The following is an 18,246-nucleotide window of genomic DNA, read 5'->3' as shown; positions in this document are numbered from 1 at the left end:
GTGCTCGGATGTCGGTGGATGCCAACTGCATTTTCTGCAAGATCGTTGCGGGTCAGATCCCGTCGCGCAAGGTTTTCGAGGATGAAGACCTGTTTGCCTTTCATGACATTGCGCCCTGGGCGCCTGTGCATTTTTTGATCATCCCGAAGTTGCACATTCCGTCGATGGCCCATGTGGGCGCGGAACATGCTTCTTTGCTTGGCAAGATCATGACGCTGGCACCCCAACTGGCCTTGGAGCAGGGCTGCAACCCTTATCCTCAGGGTGGGTTCCGCATCGTGACCAACACAGGTGCCGAGGGTGGGCAGGAGGTGCATCATCTCCATGTCCATGTCATGGGTGGTCCGCGGCCTTGGCTGCGGGGGTGATACTTGAGCCCCTGCGCCCAGTGGGCGGCCATCGGCGTCTAAAATCCAGTCAATTCTTCAGGAGAAATCCATGGGTTCGTTTTCTATTTGGCACTGGTTGATCGTGCTGTTGATCGTGGTGATGGTGTTCGGCACCAAGAAGCTCAAGAACATCGGCTCTGATCTGGGGGGCGCCGTGAAGGGCTTCAAGGATGGCATGAAGGAGGGTGGCACCACCGATGCGGCCCAGCCCGCCTCCGCCGCTCCGGCCGCCCAAGTGGCCCAAGGCGCTGCTGAGAAGACCACGATCGACGTTGAAGCCAAGACCAAGTCCTGAGTTTCAAGTGCTTGCCCGGGGCTGTTCCCGGACCTTCCGGCGGGCTGTGTCAGCCCCTGCCGGCCTTGGGCGCTAGCGCTTTTTAATGGACAGATCCCTTCATGATTGACCTTGGCATTTCCAAAATGGCGCTGATCGGCGCGGTGGCTTTGATCGTCATCGGCCCCGAGAAGCTGCCGCGCGTGGCGCGCACTGTGGGCACACTGCTGGGCAAGGCCCAGCGTTATGTGAACGACGTCAAGGCCGAGGTCAACCGTTCGATGGAGCTCGACGAGCTTCGCAAGATGAAGGACACCGTCGAGAGCGCTGCGCGGGATGTGGAGAGTACGATCCACACCAGCACGCGCGAGTTCGAGGAAAGCTGGCGCGAAACCACCGATGCCGCCCTTGAGAGTTCAGTGGAGCCGGCGGCCCCGGTGTACCGGCATCCTGGCAAGAACTGGCGCCTCAAGCGCGGTGCCACGCCGCAGTGGTACAAGGCGCGCAGCGGCGTGCGTACCAAGGCCTTGTCAGGGGCAGCCCGGGTGGCCCGGTACCGGCCGCGCAAGTTCAATTGATCCCGTGCCGGCAAACCTGACCGGTGCATTCAATCTTCTGCTCGGCCCGCTTCACGGTCCGGGAGTCCTTCTCCCTATCACCACCCACCATGTCCGAATCCCCCCAACAAGATGACGAGCTGGCTGGCACCGAGCAGCCCTTTGTGCAGCACCTGATGGAGTTGCGCGATCGCCTGGTGCGCGCCCTGATCGCTGTCGGCGTGGTTGCGCTGGCGCTGGCGTTCTACCCCGGTGCCGGCGAGCTTTACGACCTGCTGGCGGCGCCGCTGGTGGCCTATCTGCCCAAGGGGGCCACCCTGATCGCCACCAACGTGGTGTCGCCTTTCGTGGTGCCGATCAAGATCCTGTTCATGGCGGCCTTTCTGATCGCGCTGCCCTATGTGCTTTACCAGGTCTGGGCCTTTGTGGCGCCGGGGCTGTACTCGCACGAGAAGAAGCTGGTCTTGCCCCTGGTCATTTCCAGCACGGTGCTGTTTCTGGTCGGGGTGGCTTTTTGCTACTTCTTCGTGTTTGGCAAGGTGTTCGCCTTCATCCAGGGCTTTGCGCCGAAATCGATCACGGCCGCACCTGACATCGAGGAGTACCTGAGCTTTGTGCTGGGCATGTTCCTGGCCTTCGGTCTGGCCTTTGAGGTGCCCGTGGCGGTGATTCTGCTGGTTCGCATGGGTGTGGTCACCACCGCGCAGTTGCGCCAGTACCGCGGCTACTTCTGGGTGGCCGCTGCCGTGGGCACGGCCTTGGTGACGCCACCGGATGCGGGCTCGATGCTGATCCTGCTCGGCGTGGTCGGCGGTCTTTACGAGGTGGGCATTCTGGCGGCTCAGGCTTTTGTGCGGGCCACCAAGGCTCCGGAGTCTGAAGACGAAGCGGCTGCCTCCGGGGGCACATGATCCGAGGCCGGGTTGGCGGTTGGTAGCCAGTCAATGAACAGGGGCCGATAGCGGCCCCTTTCTTTTTGTCGGTTCGTGTCGCCAATCAGCCTGGGGATTCAACGCCGGGCCGTGGGGTGGGCCTTGGGGCGCACACCGGGGGTCACCTCGGCTTGCAGCGTTTTGCCCTGGCGCAGCAGGCTGAAGGGCGCCGCCTGCCCTGGTGTGAGCCCTGAGACGCGGGAGAGCAGTTCAGGCACGCTGTGCACGGCCTGGCCGGCCACCTGAACGATCACATCGCCCGGCCGGATGCCAGCCTGGGCCGCGGGCCCGTTTTGCAGCACGCCGGTGATGATCACGCCTGGCACGGGTTGGATGCCGAAGGTTTCGGCCAACTCGGCCGACAGCTCGTTGGGCTCCACCCCGATCCAGCCCCGCGTGACACGCCCATCCTTGACGATGCTGTCGAGCACCTGGCGGGCGGTGGAGACGGGAATGGCAAAGCCGATGCCCATGCTGCCGCCGGAGCGCGAGTAGATGGCCGTGTTGATGCCCAGCAGATTGCCGTTCACATCGACAAGCGCGCCACCCGAGTTGCCGGGGTTGATGGCGGCATCGGTCTGGATGAAGTTTTCGAAGGTGTTGATGCCCAGCTGATTGCGGCCCAGTGCGCTCACGATGCCGCTGGTCACGGTCTGCCCGACGCCGAAGGGATTGCCGATGGCCAGCACCTGGTCGCCGACCTGCAGCGTGTCGGAGTTGCCCAGTACGATCGCCGGCAGCCTGTCGACGTCGATCTTCAGCACCGCCAGGTCGGTGTCAGGGTCGGTGCCGATCACCCGTGCCTGTGTGGTGCGGCTGTCGTTGAGGGTGACCTCGATTTCGTCGGCCGATTCGACCACATGGTTGTTGGTGAGGATGTAGCCCTCGGCGCTGACGATCACGCCGCTCCCCAGTCCGCTCTGTTGTTGGGGCGCGCCCTGGTTACCGAAAAAGAACTGATGCCAGGGGTCGCTGTTGCGAGGCTGTCGGCTGATCTTGCTGGTGTTGATGCTGACCACCGCCGGCGAGGCCTTGCGGGCGGCGCCACTGAGGCTGCCCGGTGATGTGCTGCCGGCCGGGGTGGGCGGGGCCTCCAGCAAGGCGACGCCCATGCTGCCCATGCGCAGGGCGTTTCGGTTCACCCACTGGGGTTGGAGTGTGGCCACCACAAAATAGGCGGCCAGCACCACGGTGACGGTTTGGGAAAAGAGCTGCCAGATGCGCTTCATGAAAGGGGCTTGGTGGGTGTCGACCGGGGCCCGCCAGATCAAGCTGGCATGGGCGGGTTCCGGCTTGGCCGGTGGTGGTAGATGGCTATTGTCACTCAAGCGGCGGGCGGCAGGAGGGGCTGCAACTGAGACAATCCGGGGTATGAGCACTGACCGACACACCTTGCTGCAGGCCTGCGACGCCTTGCTGCAGCCCGAGCGTTTCAAGGACTACGGCCCCAATGGCCTGCAGGTGGAGGGGCGCCTGCAGGTGCGGCGGCTGGTGTCCGGGGTCACGGCCAGCCTGGCCCTCATCGAGGCCGCCATCGCCGCGGGCGCAGACGCCATCCTGGTGCACCATGGTCTGTTCTGGCGTGGGCAGGACGGTCGGGTCACGGGTTGGATGAAGCAGCGACTGCAGCGGCTGCTGGCGCATGACATCAGCCTGCTCGCCTACCACCTGCCACTGGATGCCCACCCGGAGTGGGGCAACAACGCCCAACTGGGGCGGGTGCTGGGTTTTGAGGGGGGTGCCCCTTGCTTCGGTGAGCAGAATCTGGGGTGGATGGCGCCGCTGGAGGGGCTGGATGTGCCCGCCCTGGCCCAGCGGGTGGAAGCCGCGCTGGGGCGCTCCGTGACCTCGGTGCCGGGCGATGGTCGCGCGTTGAGGCGGGTGGCCTGGTGCACCGGTGGGGCGCAGGGCTATTTCGAGGCCGCCATTGCCGCCGGGGCCGATGCCTTCATCACGGGGGAGATTTCCGAGCCGCAGGCGCATTACGCACGAGAGATGGGGGTCGCCTTCCTGGCGGCCGGTCACCATGCCACCGAGCGCTATGGTGCCCCGGCGCTGGCAGGGGAGGTGGCCCGCCAGCTGGGTGTTCCGCACGAGTTCATCGACATTGACAACCCCGCCTGAAAGACGCCTGCACATGTCTGACTTGCTCCATACCGCAGCCGCCGGTGCTGCCTCTGGTTCCTGGCTGGCCCTGACGCAGGGCGATCCGGCCGGTATCGGCCCCGAGACCATCGTGAAGGCGTTCTGGAGCGAGCCCGAGCTCATGGCTGGCGTGTTGGTGGTGGGGCAGCCCGAGGTGCTGCGCCGTGCCGCCCGCGTGGTGCAGCAGGCGCAGGGTGGCGGGCAGTTGCCGCTGCCGGTGGTGGTGCTCACCGAGCCTGCCGATCTGGCCTCGTGTCCGCCGCGCTGCCTGCCCGTCCTGGATCCAGGCACAGCCATGCCGAACGGCCTGCCGGAATGGGGCCAGGTCAGCGCCCAGGCAGGGCGTCAGGCGGCCGATGCGGTGCTATGGGCTGCGAGGGCGGCATTGCGAGGGCAGGTGGCCGCGTTGGTGACCGCACCGCTGCACAAAGAGGCGCTGCATGCCGCCGGTGTGGCGTTTCCGGGGCATACGGAGCTGTTGCAGGCCGAGGCTGCGGCACACGCAGGGGTGGGGTTGGAGGCCATGCCGGTTCGCATGATGCTGGCCAACCAGGAGTTGCGGACGGTGCTGGTGAGCATTCATGTGTCGCTGCGTCAGGCCATCGAGGCCGTGACCTACGACAACGTGTTGGACACCTTGCGCATCACCCAGGACTCATTGCTGCGCGTGCTGGGGCGGCCTCCCCGCATCGCGGTGGCGGGCTTGAACCCGCATGCGGGGGAGGGTGGCTTGTTCGGCCGTGAGGAGCTGGACATCATCGAGCCGGCCGTGCAGGCGGCTCGGGCCCTGGGGGCGCAGGTGACGGGGCCGGTGGCGCCAGACACGGTGTACATGCGAGCCCGGCGAGGCGAGTTCGATGTGGTGGTGGCGATGTACCACGATCAGGGCTTGATACCGGTCAAGTACCTGGGGGTGGAAGAGGGGGTCAACGTGACGCTGGGCCTGCCCCTGGTGCGCACCAGCCCCGACCATGGCACGGCATTCGACATTGCCGGCACGGGGCAGGCCGACCCGGCCAGCCTGATCGAGGCGCTGCGCATGGCCAGGCGCCTGATCCACGCCTGAGCCGACAGCCTCGCCCTGTGTTGCGTGGCTGCTTACTTGCGCAGGCTGTCGCGAATTTCGCGCAGCAACACAATATCCTCGGCTGGCGCTGCAGGTGCGGCTTCGACGGGCGCTTCGGCCGGTGTTTCTCGCTTGAGGCGGTTGATTTGTTTGACCATCATGAAAATGATGAAAGCCAGGATCACGAAATTCACCGCCACGGTGATGAAATGCCCGTACGCAAACACCGGCACACCGGCTTTCTTGAGGCCTTCCAGTGTGTCGGCAGTGCCTGCCGGAATTTGACCCAGGGCAATATAGAGATTCGAAAAATCCAGTTTGCCAAACACCAGTCCCACCACCGGCATGATCAGATCGGCCACCACGGAGTCGACGATCTTTCCGAAGGCGCCGCCGATGATCACGCCGACAGCCAAATCAATCACATTGCCTTTGATGGCGAATTCTTTGAATTCCTTGACGATGCTCATGGAAAGTTTCCTTTGTTTGCTTTGTATGAATGGTTTTGCCGTGATCGGCCGAGTATCAATTCTGCACAGTCTTTACGATAAGCAAGGGGTAATCCAAGGGTTTGCCCTGATTTCTCGGTATTTATGCACATTCGCAGGGGCCGAGCACTCGGGAAAAGCGCGTTGAATTTACAAGAGGCCCTCCGGTACAATCGGCGGTTGACCCAAATAAGCGATGTTCATCGAGGAACAACCCCATGAGTGACACCCCAGTCGACACCCAGCGGATCGACTCCAGCAAGAGGACGTGGCTGATCGCCTCAACCTGTGCTGGTGCTGTGGGCGGCGTTGCAACCGCCGTTCCCTTCGTGAGTACTTTGTCTCCTTCCGAAAAGGCCAAGGCGGCGGGTGCCGCTGTGGAGGTGGATATTTCCAACCTCAAGCCCGGCGAGAAGATGACGGCCGAGTGGCGGGGCAAGCCCGTGTGGATTGTGAAGCGCACGCCGGAGATGGTGGCCGAGCTTCCCAAGCTCGATGGCCAACTGGCCGACCCCAAGTCGGAACGGCATCCGGAGGAGTTCACGCCCGAGTACGCACGCAACACCAATCGCTCGATCAAGCCCGAAGTGCTGGTGGTGGTGGGCATCTGCACCCACCTTGGCTGCTCGCCGTCTGACAAGTTCACCCCGGGTCCGCAGCCCTCGCTGCCGGACAACTGGGAGGGCGGTTTCCTGTGCCCTTGCCACGGCTCCACCTTTGACCTGGCCGGGCGTGTGTTCAAGAACAAGCCGGCGCCGGACAACCTGCCGGTGCCTCCCCACATGTACCTGTCCGATACGCGCCTGCTGATCGGTGAAGACAAGAAGGCTTGAGGGAACACATCATGGCTGAATTCAAGGAAATCTCCCCCAATGCCCCGGCTGGCGAAAAGCTGCTGAACTGGGTGGACAACCGCTTCCCCGCGTCCAAGCTGTACAAGGAGCACCTCTCCGAGTACTACGCACCCAAGAACTTCAACTTCTGGTACTTCTTTGGCTCGCTGGCCATGCTGGTGCTGGTGATCCAAATCGTGACCGGCATCTTCCTGGTCATGCATTACAAGCCGGATGCCACGCTGGCGTTTGCCTCGGTCGAGTACATCATGCGTGATGTGCCCTGGGGCTGGTTGGTGCGCTACATGCACTCCACCGGTGCTTCGGCATTCTTCATCGTGGTCTACCTCCACATGTTCCGAGGGCTGCTGTATGGGTCTTACCGCAAGCCGCGTGAACTGGTCTGGATCTTTGGTTGCGCCATCTTCCTGTGCCTGATGGCCGAGGCCTTCATGGGCTACCTGCTGCCCTGGGGTCAGATGTCGTACTGGGGTGCTCAGGTGATCGTGAACCTGTTCTCCGCCATTCCATTCGTCGGCCCCGATCTGGCCCTGCTGATCCGCGGTGACTATGTGGTGTCCGATGCCACGCTGAACCGCTTCTTCAGCTTCCACGTGATCGCCGTGCCGCTGGTGCTGCTGGGTTTGGTGGCTGCGCACATCATCGCCTTGCACGAAGTGGGTTCGAACAACCCCGATGGCGTTGAAATCAAGGGCCCCAAGGCGCCGCGCGATGCCAATGGTCACCCCTTGGACGGCATTCCGTTTCATCCGTACTACACCGTTCACGACATCCTGGGCGTGAGTGTGTTCCTGATGGTGTTCACGGCTGTGATCTTCTTCGCCCCTGAAGCAGGTGGGTACTTCCTCGAGTACAACAACTTCATCCCGGCCGATCCGTTCAAGACGCCGAACCACATCGCTCCGGTCTGGTACTTCACGCCTTTCTATTCGATGCTGCGTGCCATCACGGGTGAAATGATGTATGCGCTGATCGCATGTGTGGCCGCCGGTGCCTTCTTTGGTGCCGTCAAGTCCAAGCTGCCAGCTTTCCTGAAGGCGGGTGTCGTGGGCGCCGCTGTGGTGGTCATCGCCCTGATGCTGTCCATCGATGCCAAGTTCTGGGGCGTGGTGGTCATGGGTGGCGCTGTGGTCATTCTGTTCTTCCTGCCTTGGCTGGATCAGAGCCCTGTGAAGTCCATCCGCTACCGTCCGAGCTGGCACAAGTACCTGTACGCCGTCTTTGTGGTGGTGTTCGTGGTGTTGGCCTACCTGGGCGTTCAACCGCCGTCGCCGATTGGTGAGCGCGTGTCCCAAGTGGGTACCCTGTTCTACTTCGGCTTCTTCCTGCTGATGCCCTGGTGGAGTCAGATCGGTGAAACCAAGCCGGTTCCTGATCGCGTGACCTTTGCTGCCCATTGATTTGCTGGAGAGAAAAACAATGAAAAAGCTTGCAAACCTGGGTTTCGCCCGTCACCTGATCGTTGGCTTGGTCATGGCTGTTGGCCTGGTCGCTGGCGCGCAGGCCAACGAGGGTGGTGTGGCTTGGGACAAGGCGCCCAACAAGACCAACGATCTGGCTGCCCTGCAAAATGGCGCCAAGATCTTCGTCAACTACTGCCTGAACTGCCACTCGGCGGCATTCATGCGCTTCAACCGCCTGCAGGACATCGGCCTGACTGAGCAGCAGATCAAGGACAACCTTCTGTTCACGACCGAAAAGGTCGGCGACACCATGAAGGCTGCGATCGATCCGAAGCAGGCGAAGGAATGGTTCGGCGCCAACCCGCCCGACCTGACCGTGATTGCCCGGTCGCGCGCCGGTCACGGCGGCACGGGGGCTGACTACCTCTACACCTACATGCGCACGTTCTACCGTGACGAGACCAAGGCCACGGGCTGGAACAACCTGGTCTTCCCGAGTGTTGGCATGCCGCACGTGCTCTGGGAACTGCAGGGTGCGCGCCGTCCGGTTTACGAAGAAACCGAAGAACATGGCCACAAGGTTGAGGTGTTCAAGGGCTGGGAGCAGCTGACTCCGGGTACCATGACGCCCCTGCAATATGATCAGGCCGTGGGGGATCTCGTGGCCTACCTGCAGTGGATGGGTGAGCCAGCGCAAAATACGCGTGTCCGGGTGGGCGTGGGTGTTTTGATCTTCCTGGCTTTCTTTACCTTGATCGCCTGGCGTCTGAACGCTGCTTACTGGAAAGACGTCAAGTAATTCCGTCACCTGCCTGATCGACTGTGTCGATCAGGCCCGCAGAGTGGGTCCGCCTTGGGCGCCCCACTCTTTTTGATTTTGAGGAGCCGTTACCATGATGGTGTTGTACTCGGGGACCACGTGTCCCTTTTCCCACCGCTGCCGCTTTGTCTTGTTTGAAAAAGGCATGGACTTCGAGATTCGCGACGTGGATCTCTACAACAAGCCAGAAGACATCAACGTGATGAACCCGTACGGTCAGGTGCCTATCCTGGTTGAACGTGATCTGATTCTGTACGAATCGAACATCATCAATGAGTACATCGATGAGCGCTTCCCCCACCCTCAACTGATGCCTGGCGACCCGGTGGACCGTGCACGCGTCCGTCTGTTCCTGCTGAATTTCGAGAAGGAACTGTTCGTGCACGTGAGCGCATTGGAGTCGCGTCTGACCAAGGGCAATGAAAAAGCCTTGGAAAAGGCACGGGCGCACATCCGTGACCGCCTCACCCAACTCGCACCGGTGTTCCTGAAGAACAAGTACATGCTGGGCGAGAACTTCTCCATGCTGGATGTGGCCATTGCGCCGCTGCTGTGGCGCCTGGATTACTACGGCATTGAACTGAGCAAGAACGCCGCGCCGCTGCTCAAGTACGCTGAGCGCATCTTCTCGCGCCCGGCCTACATCGAAGCACTCACGCCGTCCGAAAAGGTCATGCGCAAGTAAGCATCCCGTTTGCGAAAGAACGCCATGAATGCCCAGGAGTCTCCATCCACCCGTCCTTACCTGATCCGAGCGCTTTACGAGTGGTGCACGGACAACGGGTTCACGCCCTACGTGGCTGTCGCCGTGGATGAGTCCGTGCAGGTGCCGCGTGAGTTCGTCAAGGACGGTGAGATCGTGCTCAACGTCAGCTACGACGCCACAAGCGGTCTCAACATCGGCAATGATTTCCTCGCATTCAAGGCGCGTTTCGGTGGCGTGCCGCGTGAAATCCTGGTGCCGATCGAACGCGTGATGGCCATCTATGCCCGTGAAAACGGTCAGGGCATGGCTTTCCCGGTCAGCGATGCGGTGTCTGAGCCCAAGGCCGAGTCCAAGCCTGTGCTGCCCGAAGCCTCGTCTGAGGATCGTGTGGTGCAGCTGGTGTCGGTAGAGGATGCTTCAGCGCCGTCTGCCGATACGCCGCCCGAGCCGCCCAAGCCTGCATCGCCTGCGGGTGCAAGGCCGGCATTGAAGCGAATTAAGTAGGCGTTTTTCATGGGTCCCCGGGTTTCTGGCAGTTAGAATCCTGCCCGTACCCTCCGGGGTCAGCCGGTTTAGCTCAGTTGGTAGAGCACCCGCCTTGTAAGCGGTAGGTCGTCAGTTCGAATCCGACAACCGGCACCATCTTCTCTTTTATCGCTCCGCCCATTCAACGGTTCGTTGTTTGAACCTTCAAGCGGATTGCGGTAACCTCCCACCCCCGACTTCGCAAATGCGCCTGCAAGGCAGGCAGCAGTTGCTTGAGCTTGGCCGCGGCCGCGTTGGACTCAACCAGCAGGCACCAGGTCGGCCCATCAATGGGACCGGCTTTGATGGCCGATCTGAGCAAGGGCGGGATCAGGGGTTCGACGGCCTTCAGGCGCAAAGACGAATCCCGCACCAATTCTGACAGTCGAGCCAGCGTGGGTGACTCCATAGACGCCTGGGCGAGGGTCACTGCTTGATGTCGACGGTTCATGTGGGGACCTGGTTTGCTGGAGAGGTACTGAATTGCAACTGATTATCACGGATGCCTGGTTGGCCAAGAGCAGGGCGCTGCACCTCAGTGGCTGGCATTTGCTGGTGGCAACGCTGCTGGCTTCCTTGGCGTTGATGCTGTTTGCCGCGGGGCTTTACCACTGGGTCTTTCTCAAAGGCGCTCGTGAAGGTTGGCCCGTCATCGGTTCGGTGGTCAAGCTGATTGTGAAGGACGAGAACGAGCAGCGTGACCGCTACCTGCGCGAGAACCTGGACGTCATGGCCCGTCGGGTCGGTGAAATGCAGGCCAGGATGATGCAGTTGGAATCCTTGGGGGAGCGCGTTTCCGGTCTTGCCGGTGTGAATGCAGACCTGAAGACGCCGCCGGGCCGTGGCGGTGCCCTGGTGGCCGCACGCCCCCTGTCCTTTGAAGAGCTGCAGGCTACGCTCGATGATCTTGAGCGCGTTGCCGACCAGCGGGTCGACCTCATGACGGTGATTGAATCCCGGCTGTTCGACCAGAAGATCCGCAAGATGATGGTGCCCACCCAAACCCCTGTGCCGGGGCGCCCATTGGGTTCGGGCTTCGGCTGGCGCATCGATCCGATCACGGGCAGTTCGGCCTTGCACACAGGTCAGGACTACCAGGCCGATGTGGGTACATCGATCCTGGCTGCAGCTGGCGGTGTGGTGGTCACCCAGACCTACCACCCCGAGTATGGCCAGATGATCGAGATCGATCACGGAAACGACCTGATCACCCGCTATGCCCATGCCTCCAAGGTGTTCGTTCACAAGGGCGATCTGATCAAGCGTGGCCAGCGCATCGCCGAGGTGGGCACCACCGGGCGCTCCACCGGCCCACACCTGCATTTCGAGTTACTGGTGCAGGGCGTTCCTCAGGATCCGAACCGCTTTCTGCGTGCTGGATCAGGGGCCGCCACCACGCTGGCAGACCGGCGTGGCCCTGTCACGGCGCAGTAGAGGCCAAAAGGTAGAATCTCGTTCTTGTGCCGGTATTCTGGCTTGGTGCGTTGTTGCACGCACGCTTGCAATCCAGGAAGTCGGCTCCACCTGAATTCAGCACTGTTTTAGGGATTTTGGTCGTTCTGTCATGGCGCACAGCAGGCAGAACGGTCTTGTTTTCATGGCCACTAATTTCCTCACCAAAATTTTCGGCAGCCGCAACGATCGGCTTCTGCGTCAGTACCGCAAGACGGTGGATCGCATCAACGCGATGGAGCCTGAGTACGAAAAGTTGTCGGACGAGGCGCTGCGGGCCAAGACTGATGAATTCCGTGAACGGGTGAGCAAGGGAGAAAGCCTTGATGCGCTCCTGCCCGAGGCGTTTGCCGTGGTCCGCGAAGGTTCCAAACGGGTCATGCGGATGCGCCACTTCGATGTGCAGTTGTTGGGCGGCATGGCCCTGCACAACGGCAAGATCGCTGAAATGCGCACCGGTGAGGGCAAGACGCTGACGGCGACCTTGGCGGTCTACCTCAATGCACTGTCCGGCAAGGGCGTGCACGTGGTCACGGTCAACGACTACCTGGCAGGGCGGGACGCGGCCAACATGGGGCGCCTCTACAACTTCCTGGGCATGACCGTGGGGGTCAACCTGCCGCAGATGCCGCGTCCTGAAAAGCAGGCGGCCTATGGTGCCGACATCACTTACGGCACCAACAACGAATACGGCTTTGACTACCTGCGTGACAACATGGTCTATGAGACCACGGATCGCGTGCAACGTGGCCTCAACTACGCCATCGTGGACGAGGTGGACTCGATCCTGATCGATGAAGCGCGCACGCCACTGATCATCAGTGGCCAGGCCGACGATCACACGGCTCAGTACATCGCGATCAACCGTGTAGTGCCCTTGCTGGTCCGCCAGGAAGGCGAGGCCGATCCTCGCACCGGCGAAGGCGTGACCAAGCCCGGTGACTTCACGGTCGACGAAAAGACCCATCAGGTGGTGTTGACCGAGCAAGGCCATGAAAATGCCGAGCGCATTCTGTACAGCGCCGGTCTGCTGCCCGAAGGGGCATCGCTGTACGACCCGGCCAACATCTCGCTGATGCACCACCTGTACGCAGCGCTGCGGGCCAATCATCTCTACCACCGTGACCAGCACTACGTGGTGCAGGACGGTGAGATCGTGATCGTCGATGAGTTCACCGGTCGCCTGATGTCGGGCCGCCGCTGGAGCGATGGCCTGCACCAGGCTGTCGAAGCCAAGGAAGGTGTGGCCATCCAGGCTGAGAACCAGACCCTGGCGTCGATCACCTTCCAGAACTACTTCCGCCTGTACAACAAGTTGTCGGGCATGACGGGTACGGCCGACACCGAGGCCTATGAGTTCCAGGAGATCTATGGTCTGGAGACCACGGTCATCCCACCGAACAAGCCCAGCCGTCGCGATGATCAGCTTGACCGGGTCTACAAGACCACCAAGGAAAAGTACGACGCCGCCGTCAAGGACATCCGCGATTGCTATGAGCGCGGTCAGCCCGTGCTGGTGGGCACCACCTCGATCGAGAATTCCGAGCTGATCTCCCAGTTGCTGGACCGCGAGAAGCTGCCTCACCAGGTGCTCAACGCCAAGCAGCACGCCCGTGAGGCCGACATCGTGGCCCAGGCTGGTCGCTCCAAGATGATCACCATCGCCACCAACATGGCCGGCCGGGGTACTGACATCGTGCTGGGCGGCAACATCGAAGCTGCACTGGCTGAGGTGGAGACTGATGAATCGCTGGATGCGGTGCAGCGCGAACAGAAGATCGCGCAGGTGCGCGAGGCCTGGCAACGTGACCATGAGGCCGTCAAGCAGCAGGGTGGCTTGCGCATCATCGCCACCGAGCGCCATGAGTCGCGCCGCATTGACAACCAGCTGCGCGGCCGTTCGGGCCGTCAGGGTGACCCGGGCTCTTCGCGCTTCTACCTGAGCCTGGACGATCAACTGATGCGCATCTTCGCGGGCGACCGTGTCAAGGCGATCATGGATCGGTTGAAGATGCCTGAAGGTGAGGCCATTGAAGCCGGCATCGTCACCCGCAGCATCGAGTCGGCCCAGCGCAAGGTGGAGGCCCGCAACTTCGACGTCCGCAAGCAATTGCTGGAATACGACGATGTGTCCAATGACCAGCGCAAGGTGATCTACCAGCAGCGCAACGACATCCTGGATGCCGGCAACCTCGATGCTCAGATCGCCAGCCTGCGCGAAGGCTGTTTCGACGATCTGGTCCGGGCCTATGTGCCGGCCGAGTCGGTGGAAGAGCAGTGGAACCTGCCCGGTCTGCAACGTGTCCTGAAAGACGAATGGCAGATCGACGTCGATCTGCAGGCCCTGGTCGAGAAGTCCAGCGCCATCACCGATGACGACATCCTCGAAGCCGTGCAGAAGTCGGCTGGCGAAGTGTTCCAGGCCAAGGTGGATGTGGTGGGCGGCGAGAGCTTCACCCAGTTCGAGCGTGTGGTGCTGTTGCAGACCATCGACAGCCATTGGCGCGAGCATCTGAGCTCTCTGGACCACCTGCGCCAAGGCATCCACCTGCGTGGCTATGCCCAGAAGCAACCCAAGCAAGAGTACAAGCGCGAGGCCTTCGAACTGTTCGGCCAGATGCTGGACTCGGTCAAGAACGAAGTCACCCGCCTGCTGATGACGGTGCGTCTGCAATCTGACGACCAGGTCGGTGAAGCCGCCCAGGCGCTGGAGGCCCGTGCCGAGCACATCTCCAACGTGACCTACACGGCCCCCACCGAGACCGGTGAGGTTGAGACGGTGGCCGACCAGTCCGGGGCCCCCTTGCCCGCCGATGCGCTGCTGCGGGTGGGGCGCAACGATCCTTGCCCCTGTGGCAGTGGCAAGAAATTCAAGCAGTGTCACGGTAAGTTGGCCTGAGCCCTGCACACTCCTGACACGGGCTGCGGCCCGTGTTGTTCATTCGGGGCCCGCTGGCGCATGGCACGCCGCCGCCGGCAAGGGCCTTTATTTTGAAAGTCGACCATGCCCGTTCATCTTTCTGCTCCGCTTCCTCAAGATATTTTTCCGGTTCCCGGCGTGCGCATCGGCGTGGCCGAGGCTGGTGTGCGCAAGGCCAACCGCAAGGACCTCACGGTCTTTTTGCTGGACGAAGGCACCAGCGTGGCCGGTGTGTTCACCCAGAACCGCTTTTGCGCAGCGCCTGTGCAGGTCAGCCGCGAGCATCTGAGCCGCGGTGCTGGCGTGCGCGCCATGGTGATCAACACGGGCAATGCCAACGCCGGCACGGGGGACGATGGTCTGGTGCGTGCCCGCGCCACCTGCATCGCCCTGGCACGCCAACTCACCTTCTCGCCCGAACAGATCCTGCCGTTTTCGACGGGCGTGATCATGGAGCCCCTGCCGGTGGATCGCATCGAGGCTGGGCTGCCCGCCGCGTTGGCCGATGCCCGTGAAGACCACTGGGCGCGTGCCGCCGAAGGCATCATGACCACGGACACCGTGCCCAAGGCCTTCAGCCGACGCATCACCCTGTCGGGTGTGACGGTGACCATCTCCGGCATCAGCAAGGGGGCTGGCATGATCCGCCCCAACATGGCCACCATGCTGGGCTTTCTGGCCACCGATGCGGCGCTGGATCCGGCCTTGCTGCAAGGCCTGGTGCGCGACCTGGCCGAAGGCTCGTTCAATCGCGTGACCATCGACGGTGACACCTCCACCAACGATTCCTTCGTGTTGATGGCCACCCACAAGGCGGGCAACCCGGTCATCCAGTCGCTGGATTCGGGTGACGGGGCGTTGCTCAAGGCTGCCTTGCTGGAGGTGGCACAAAAGCTGGCCCAGGCCATCGTGCGCGATGGCGAGGGCGCCACCAAGTTCATCACCGTGCGTGTCGAAGGCGGCAAGACTTCCGAGGAGTGTCGCCTGGTGGCCTATGCCATTGCTCACTCGCCGCTCGTCAAGACGGCCTTCTACGCCAGCGACCCGAACCTGGGCCGCATCCTGGCTGCAGTGGGCTATGCAGGCATTGCTGACCTGGACCAGACTGGCATCGACCTGTACCTGGACGATGTTCATGTGGCGGTGCAGGGCGGGCGCAATCCGGCCTACCGTGAAGAGGATGGCCAGCGTGTGATGAAGCAAAGCGAAATCACCGTGCGCGTGGTGCTGGGCCGTGGCACGGCGGCGGACACCGTGTGGACTTGCGATCTGAGCCACGATTACGTGAGCATCAACGCCGATTACCGGTCCTGAACCCCAGGCACGATGCCCATGAACGAGAAATTTGAACACCTGATGCTGCGCGCCGAGCAGCTGATTGCGCGCATCGAATCGGTGCTGCCGCAGCCCCTGTCGGCACCGGCCGACTGGAACGCATCGATCGCCTGGCGCTACCGCCGGCGGGGTTCAGGGCATGGCGTGCTGGAGCCTGTGCGCCACGTGGCCGTGATGAAGCTCGATGACCTGAAGGAGATCGAGCCCCAGAAGGAGAAGATCCAGCGCAACACCCAGCAGTTCGTGCGCGGCCTGCCGGCCAACAATGTGTTGCTGACGGGGGCTCGGGGCACCGGAAAATCCTCGTTGATCAAGGCCTGCCTGAACGAATACGCCCCCGAGGGTTTGCGCCTGATCGAAGTCGACAAGGCCGATTTGATCGATTTGCCCGACATCGTGGATGTGGTCTCTGCGCGCCCCGAGAAGTTCGTCATCTTTTGCGATGACCTCAGCTTTGAAGAGGGTGAGGCGGGATACAAGGCGCTGAAGTCGATTCTGGACGGTTCGGTGGCGGCGGCAACGCCCAATGTGCTGATCTATGCCACCAGCAACCGGCGCCACCTCTTGCCTGAGTACATGACCGAGAACCTTACCTACACCCACACCGAGGATGGCGAAGTGCATCCGGGTGAGGTGGTGGAGGAGAAGATCTCGCTGTCTGAGCGCTTTGGCCTGTGGGTCAGCTTCTACCCCTTCTCGCAGGATGAATACCTGACCATCGTGGGGCAGTGGCTGAGTTCGTTCGGTGTCTCGGAGGCGGCGCGTGAGGCGGCCCGTCCTGAAGCCCTGGTGTGGGCCCTGGAGCGCGGCTCTCGCAGTGGCCGTGTGGCCTATCAGTTTGCACGTGACTTTGCGGGGCGTGCCCATGGCTGAACGCCAACACACCGAAGTGGCCGTCGGCATCCTGATCCGAGCCGATGGTGCCTTGCTGTTGAGTTCCCGCCCTGAAGGCAAGCCCTATGCCGGGTACTGGGAGTTCCCAGGTGGCAAGCTCGAAGCCGGTGAAACGGTGGAGCAGGCCTTGCGCCGCGAACTGGAAGAAGAGCTGGGCGTGGTGATCGGTGTGGCGCAGGCCTGGAAGGTCACCGAGCACGACTACCCGCATGCCTTGGTCCGCCTGCACTGGTGCAAGGTGCGCGACTGGCAGGGCGACTTTGAAATGCGCGAGGGCCAGAGCATGGCGTGGCAGCAGTTTCCGCTGACGGTGACACCGGTTCTGCCTGGCGCTTTCCCGGTGCTGGATTGGCTGGCGGCCGAACGAGGCCATGTCGGGCCCGTCGTGGTCACCGCGGCAGCGCCTGTGTGATGCTGGCGCATCACGCCGTTCACTGCAGGCGCGGATCGCCGTAGGGGGCGTCGTCTGGCGGTGCCTCGGTGGGCATGCGAAAGGTTTCGCTTGCCCAGGCTCCAAAGTCGAGGTTCTTGCAACGTTCACTGCAGAACGGGCGATAGGCATTGTTGGGGTGGTAGAGGCTGGGGCCTCCGCAGGCGGGGCATCGCACCACGCGAGCGCCTTGGGGTGGGGTGTCAGAGTTGTCGGTGCTCATGGGATTCGGCAGGGAGCGCGTTGAGTGCAGGCCTCCCCCGCGCTCAGGCAGGTCAGGCGTCAGGCACAGAGGGCCAGTTCGAAATTGGCGTCCTCGCCGCAGGCGTGCAGACGCCCATCCGCTTCCTGGCGCATCAGCCGCACCGAGACCAGCAGGCGGTTGCCACTGATCTCCGGAATCAAGCCCCAAGCCGGATTCAGGCGCAGGCGCAGCAACTGGAAGGTGCGCCCTTGAGGCAGGGTCTGCTGGAATTGACCGCGCTCCGCCACCACCTTCTGGGGGGTGCCGGAATCGCGCAGCATTTTCAGCAGCAGAAAAATGGACTCGGCCAGTGGCCCGAGGGTGCCGGCCCAGCCCTGGAGGTCATCGCGTCGCTTGGCCGGATCGGCGTGTTGCCAGGCGTAGTAGGCCGGCAGGTCGAAGCCGCAGGTACCCCCCGGGATGCCGATGCGGCTGCGGATGCTCATCAACCATTCGTTTTCGGTCAGTGATTGACCGGCCTTGCCGGGCTGCCCATTGAGGGCCGCAAAGTCGGCATCGATCTGGGCGATCACGCCATCCAGGATCTGCTCCGAGATGGAGGGGTTGCCCCGGTAGCTGTTGAGCGCGGCTTTCTGTTTCTCAAGGTCTTTGAGCACGTCCGATTTGAGGTCGGCGCGGGCGGCAACGTCCATGATTTCGAAGATCGTGGCCAGGGCGAAATGGTGGTCCAGGGCGGCATCGCGCAAGACCAGTTCACCCAGGCGCCGGAAGAGTTGCTCCAGGCGCAGGTAGGTGCGTATGCGTTCGTTGAAGGGGTATTCGTAGAGGATCACTGCTCGTTCCGTTGCGCG

At 62.4% G+C, this 18,246-nt stretch carries 21 protein-coding genes and 1 tRNA gene; 17 read left to right on the top strand and 5 right to left on the bottom strand.

From position 1 onward, the window contains the following. The first annotated feature begins 8 nt into the window (after window positions 1-8). The 4 genes from F624_RS0120010 (at window position 9) to tatC (ending at window position 2,131) form a co-directional block, all read left to right on the top strand. Window positions 9-368, top strand: coding sequence for a histidine triad nucleotide-binding protein (locus F624_RS0120010; RefSeq protein ID WP_019576126.1), 360 nt, complete (start codon window positions 9-11; stop codon window positions 366-368). Window positions 369-438: 70 nt separating this feature from the next. Then, window positions 439-684, top strand: a complete 246-nt coding sequence (gene tatA, locus F624_RS0120005) for a Sec-independent protein translocase subunit TatA (protein WP_031255648.1) — start codon at window positions 439-441, stop codon at window positions 682-684. A gap of 101 nt (window positions 685-785) precedes the next feature. Next, window positions 786-1,241, top strand: coding sequence for a Sec-independent protein translocase protein TatB (tatB, locus tag F624_RS0120000; RefSeq protein ID WP_019576124.1), 456 nt, complete (start codon window positions 786-788; stop codon window positions 1,239-1,241). 89 nt (window positions 1,242-1,330) lie between these two features. Next, window positions 1,331-2,131, top strand: a complete 801-nt coding sequence (tatC, locus tag F624_RS0119995) for a twin-arginine translocase subunit TatC (protein WP_019576123.1) — start codon at window positions 1,331-1,333, stop codon at window positions 2,129-2,131. 98 nt (window positions 2,132-2,229) lie between these two features. Here the strand turns inward: tatC and F624_RS0119990 are convergent, their stop codons facing one another. Then, window positions 2,230-3,381, bottom strand: coding sequence for a S1C family serine protease (locus F624_RS0119990; RefSeq protein ID WP_031255646.1), 1,152 nt, complete (start codon window positions 3,379-3,381; stop codon window positions 2,230-2,232). Window positions 3,382-3,523: 142 nt separating this feature from the next. Between F624_RS0119990 and F624_RS0119985 the strand changes: the two genes are divergently transcribed. Together F624_RS0119985 and pdxA are read left to right on the top strand one after the other, a co-directional pair. Further along, window positions 3,524-4,276, top strand: a complete 753-nt coding sequence (locus F624_RS0119985) for a Nif3-like dinuclear metal center hexameric protein (protein ID WP_019576121.1) — start codon at window positions 3,524-3,526, stop codon at window positions 4,274-4,276. Window positions 4,277-4,289: 13 nt separating this feature from the next. Next, on the top strand, window positions 4,290-5,363 hold the full coding sequence (gene pdxA, locus F624_RS0119980) for a 4-hydroxythreonine-4-phosphate dehydrogenase PdxA (protein WP_019576120.1): 1,074 nt from the start codon (window positions 4,290-4,292) through the stop codon (window positions 5,361-5,363). A gap of 32 nt (window positions 5,364-5,395) precedes the next feature. Here the strand turns inward: pdxA and mscL are convergent, their stop codons facing one another. Further along, window positions 5,396-5,833, bottom strand: a complete 438-nt coding sequence (mscL, locus tag F624_RS0119975) for a large conductance mechanosensitive channel protein MscL (RefSeq protein ID WP_019576119.1) — start codon at window positions 5,831-5,833, stop codon at window positions 5,396-5,398. Between the two features lie 236 nt (window positions 5,834-6,069). Here mscL and petA point away from each other — a divergent pair, with 236 nt between their 5' ends. From petA to F624_RS0119945, 6 genes are all read left to right on the top strand, one after another. Beyond that, entirely contained in the window at window positions 6,070-6,684 is a 615-nt protein-coding gene (gene petA / locus F624_RS0119970) for a ubiquinol-cytochrome c reductase iron-sulfur subunit (protein WP_031255642.1), read from the top strand. Window positions 6,685-6,692: 8 nt separating this feature from the next. Beyond that, complete coding sequence (locus F624_RS0119965) at window positions 6,693-8,105, top strand: cytochrome b (protein WP_157443543.1); 1,413 nt, start codon at window positions 6,693-6,695, stop codon at window positions 8,103-8,105. A 19-nt stretch (window positions 8,106-8,124) separates the two neighbouring features. Beyond that, window positions 8,125-8,907 carry a cytochrome c1 gene (locus tag F624_RS0119960; protein ID WP_019576116.1) on the top strand — a complete coding sequence of 261 codons (783 nt, stop codon included), beginning with the start codon at window positions 8,125-8,127 and terminating at the stop codon, window positions 8,905-8,907. A 94-nt stretch (window positions 8,908-9,001) separates the two neighbouring features. Then, entirely contained in the window at window positions 9,002-9,613 is a 612-nt protein-coding gene (locus tag F624_RS0119955) for a glutathione S-transferase N-terminal domain-containing protein (protein WP_019576115.1), read from the top strand. A gap of 24 nt (window positions 9,614-9,637) precedes the next feature. Continuing rightward, a complete protein-coding gene (locus F624_RS0119950) occupies window positions 9,638-10,138 on the top strand; it encodes a ClpXP protease specificity-enhancing factor (RefSeq protein WP_031255640.1) in 501 nt (166 codons plus the stop codon). Window positions 10,139-10,200: 62 nt separating this feature from the next. Then, window positions 10,201-10,276, top strand: a tRNA-Thr gene (locus tag F624_RS0119945). A 25-nt stretch (window positions 10,277-10,301) separates the two neighbouring features. Here the strand turns inward: F624_RS0119945 and F624_RS0119940 are convergent. Continuing rightward, on the bottom strand, window positions 10,302-10,610 hold the full coding sequence (locus tag F624_RS0119940; protein WP_019576113.1) for a hypothetical protein: 309 nt from the start codon (window positions 10,608-10,610) through the stop codon (window positions 10,302-10,304). Between the two features lie 32 nt (window positions 10,611-10,642). Here F624_RS0119940 and F624_RS0119935 point away from each other — a divergent pair, with 32 nt between their 5' ends. The 5 genes from F624_RS0119935 (at window position 10,643) to F624_RS0119915 (ending at window position 17,172) form a co-directional block, all read left to right on the top strand. Continuing rightward, entirely contained in the window at window positions 10,643-11,593 is a 951-nt protein-coding gene (locus F624_RS0119935; RefSeq protein WP_019576112.1) for a M23 family metallopeptidase, read from the top strand. Between the two features lie 163 nt (window positions 11,594-11,756). Beyond that, window positions 11,757-14,510 carry a preprotein translocase subunit SecA gene (gene secA / locus F624_RS0119930; protein WP_019576111.1) on the top strand — a complete coding sequence of 918 codons (2,754 nt, stop codon included), beginning with the start codon at window positions 11,757-11,759 and terminating at the stop codon, window positions 14,508-14,510. A gap of 105 nt (window positions 14,511-14,615) precedes the next feature. Next, window positions 14,616-15,845, top strand: a complete 1,230-nt coding sequence (gene argJ, locus F624_RS0119925) for a bifunctional glutamate N-acetyltransferase/amino-acid acetyltransferase ArgJ (RefSeq protein ID WP_031255639.1) — start codon at window positions 14,616-14,618, stop codon at window positions 15,843-15,845. 18 nt (window positions 15,846-15,863) lie between these two features. Next, the gene (locus F624_RS0119920; RefSeq protein ID WP_031255638.1) at window positions 15,864-16,739 is read left to right on the top strand and encodes an ATP-binding protein; all 876 of its coding nucleotides are present in this window, start codon (window positions 15,864-15,866) and stop codon (window positions 16,737-16,739) included. Continuing rightward, window positions 16,732-17,172, top strand: coding sequence for an NUDIX domain-containing protein (locus tag F624_RS0119915; protein ID WP_019576108.1), 441 nt, complete (start codon window positions 16,732-16,734; stop codon window positions 17,170-17,172). The genes F624_RS0119920 and F624_RS0119915 overlap by 8 nt, the downstream gene beginning before the upstream one ends. 19 nt (window positions 17,173-17,191) lie before the next feature. On the opposite strand, the gene F624_RS0119910 is transcribed toward F624_RS0119915, so the two are convergent. Then, window positions 17,192-17,413 carry a DNA gyrase inhibitor YacG gene (locus F624_RS0119910; RefSeq protein ID WP_019576107.1) on the bottom strand — a complete coding sequence of 74 codons (222 nt, stop codon included), beginning with the start codon at window positions 17,411-17,413 and terminating at the stop codon, window positions 17,192-17,194. A gap of 59 nt (window positions 17,414-17,472) precedes the next feature. Beyond that, window positions 17,473-18,228 carry a cell division protein ZapD gene (gene zapD, locus F624_RS0119905; protein ID WP_019576106.1) on the bottom strand — a complete coding sequence of 252 codons (756 nt, stop codon included), beginning with the start codon at window positions 18,226-18,228 and terminating at the stop codon, window positions 17,473-17,475. Window positions 18,229-18,246 lie beyond the last annotated feature (18 nt).

It is taken from the genome of Curvibacter lanceolatus ATCC 14669 (assembly GCF_000381265.1).
Lineage (GTDB): Bacteria > Pseudomonadota > Gammaproteobacteria > Burkholderiales > Burkholderiaceae_C > Curvibacter > Curvibacter lanceolatus.
Note: the sequence above shows the minus strand (reverse complement) of the source record. Positions and strands in the feature narration are given on the sequence as shown.

Bases quoted from the DNA above. Each gene is read 5' to 3' on its own strand.
- F624_RS0120010 (WP_019576126.1), top strand. From the start codon at position 9: ATGTCGGTGGATGCCAACTGCATTTTCTGCAAGATCGTTGCGGGTCAG.
- tatA (WP_031255648.1), top strand. From the start codon at position 439: ATGGGTTCGTTTTCTATTTGGCACTGGTTGATCGTGCTGTTGATCGTG.
- tatB (WP_019576124.1), top strand. From the start codon at position 786: ATGATTGACCTTGGCATTTCCAAAATGGCGCTGATCGGCGCGGTGGCT.
- tatC (WP_019576123.1), top strand. From the start codon at position 1,331: ATGTCCGAATCCCCCCAACAAGATGACGAGCTGGCTGGCACCGAGCAG.
- F624_RS0119990 (WP_031255646.1), bottom strand. From the start codon at position 3,381: ATGAAGCGCATCTGGCAGCTCTTTTCCCAAACCGTCACCGTGGTGCTG.
- F624_RS0119985 (WP_019576121.1), top strand. From the start codon at position 3,524: ATGAGCACTGACCGACACACCTTGCTGCAGGCCTGCGACGCCTTGCTG.
- pdxA (WP_019576120.1), top strand. From the start codon at position 4,290: ATGTCTGACTTGCTCCATACCGCAGCCGCCGGTGCTGCCTCTGGTTCC.
- mscL (WP_019576119.1), bottom strand. From the start codon at position 5,833: ATGAGCATCGTCAAGGAATTCAAAGAATTCGCCATCAAAGGCAATGTG.
- petA (WP_031255642.1), top strand. From the start codon at position 6,070: ATGAGTGACACCCCAGTCGACACCCAGCGGATCGACTCCAGCAAGAGG.
- F624_RS0119960 (WP_019576116.1), top strand. From the start codon at position 8,125: ATGAAAAAGCTTGCAAACCTGGGTTTCGCCCGTCACCTGATCGTTGGC.
- F624_RS0119955 (WP_019576115.1), top strand. From the start codon at position 9,002: ATGATGGTGTTGTACTCGGGGACCACGTGTCCCTTTTCCCACCGCTGC.
- F624_RS0119950 (WP_031255640.1), top strand. From the start codon at position 9,638: ATGAATGCCCAGGAGTCTCCATCCACCCGTCCTTACCTGATCCGAGCG.
- F624_RS0119940 (WP_019576113.1), bottom strand. From the start codon at position 10,610: ATGAACCGTCGACATCAAGCAGTGACCCTCGCCCAGGCGTCTATGGAG.
- secA (WP_019576111.1), top strand. From the start codon at position 11,757: ATGGCCACTAATTTCCTCACCAAAATTTTCGGCAGCCGCAACGATCGG.
- argJ (WP_031255639.1), top strand. From the start codon at position 14,616: ATGCCCGTTCATCTTTCTGCTCCGCTTCCTCAAGATATTTTTCCGGTT.
- F624_RS0119920 (WP_031255638.1), top strand. From the start codon at position 15,864: ATGAACGAGAAATTTGAACACCTGATGCTGCGCGCCGAGCAGCTGATT.
- F624_RS0119915 (WP_019576108.1), top strand. From the start codon at position 16,732: ATGGCTGAACGCCAACACACCGAAGTGGCCGTCGGCATCCTGATCCGA.
- F624_RS0119910 (WP_019576107.1), bottom strand. From the start codon at position 17,413: ATGAGCACCGACAACTCTGACACCCCACCCCAAGGCGCTCGCGTGGTG.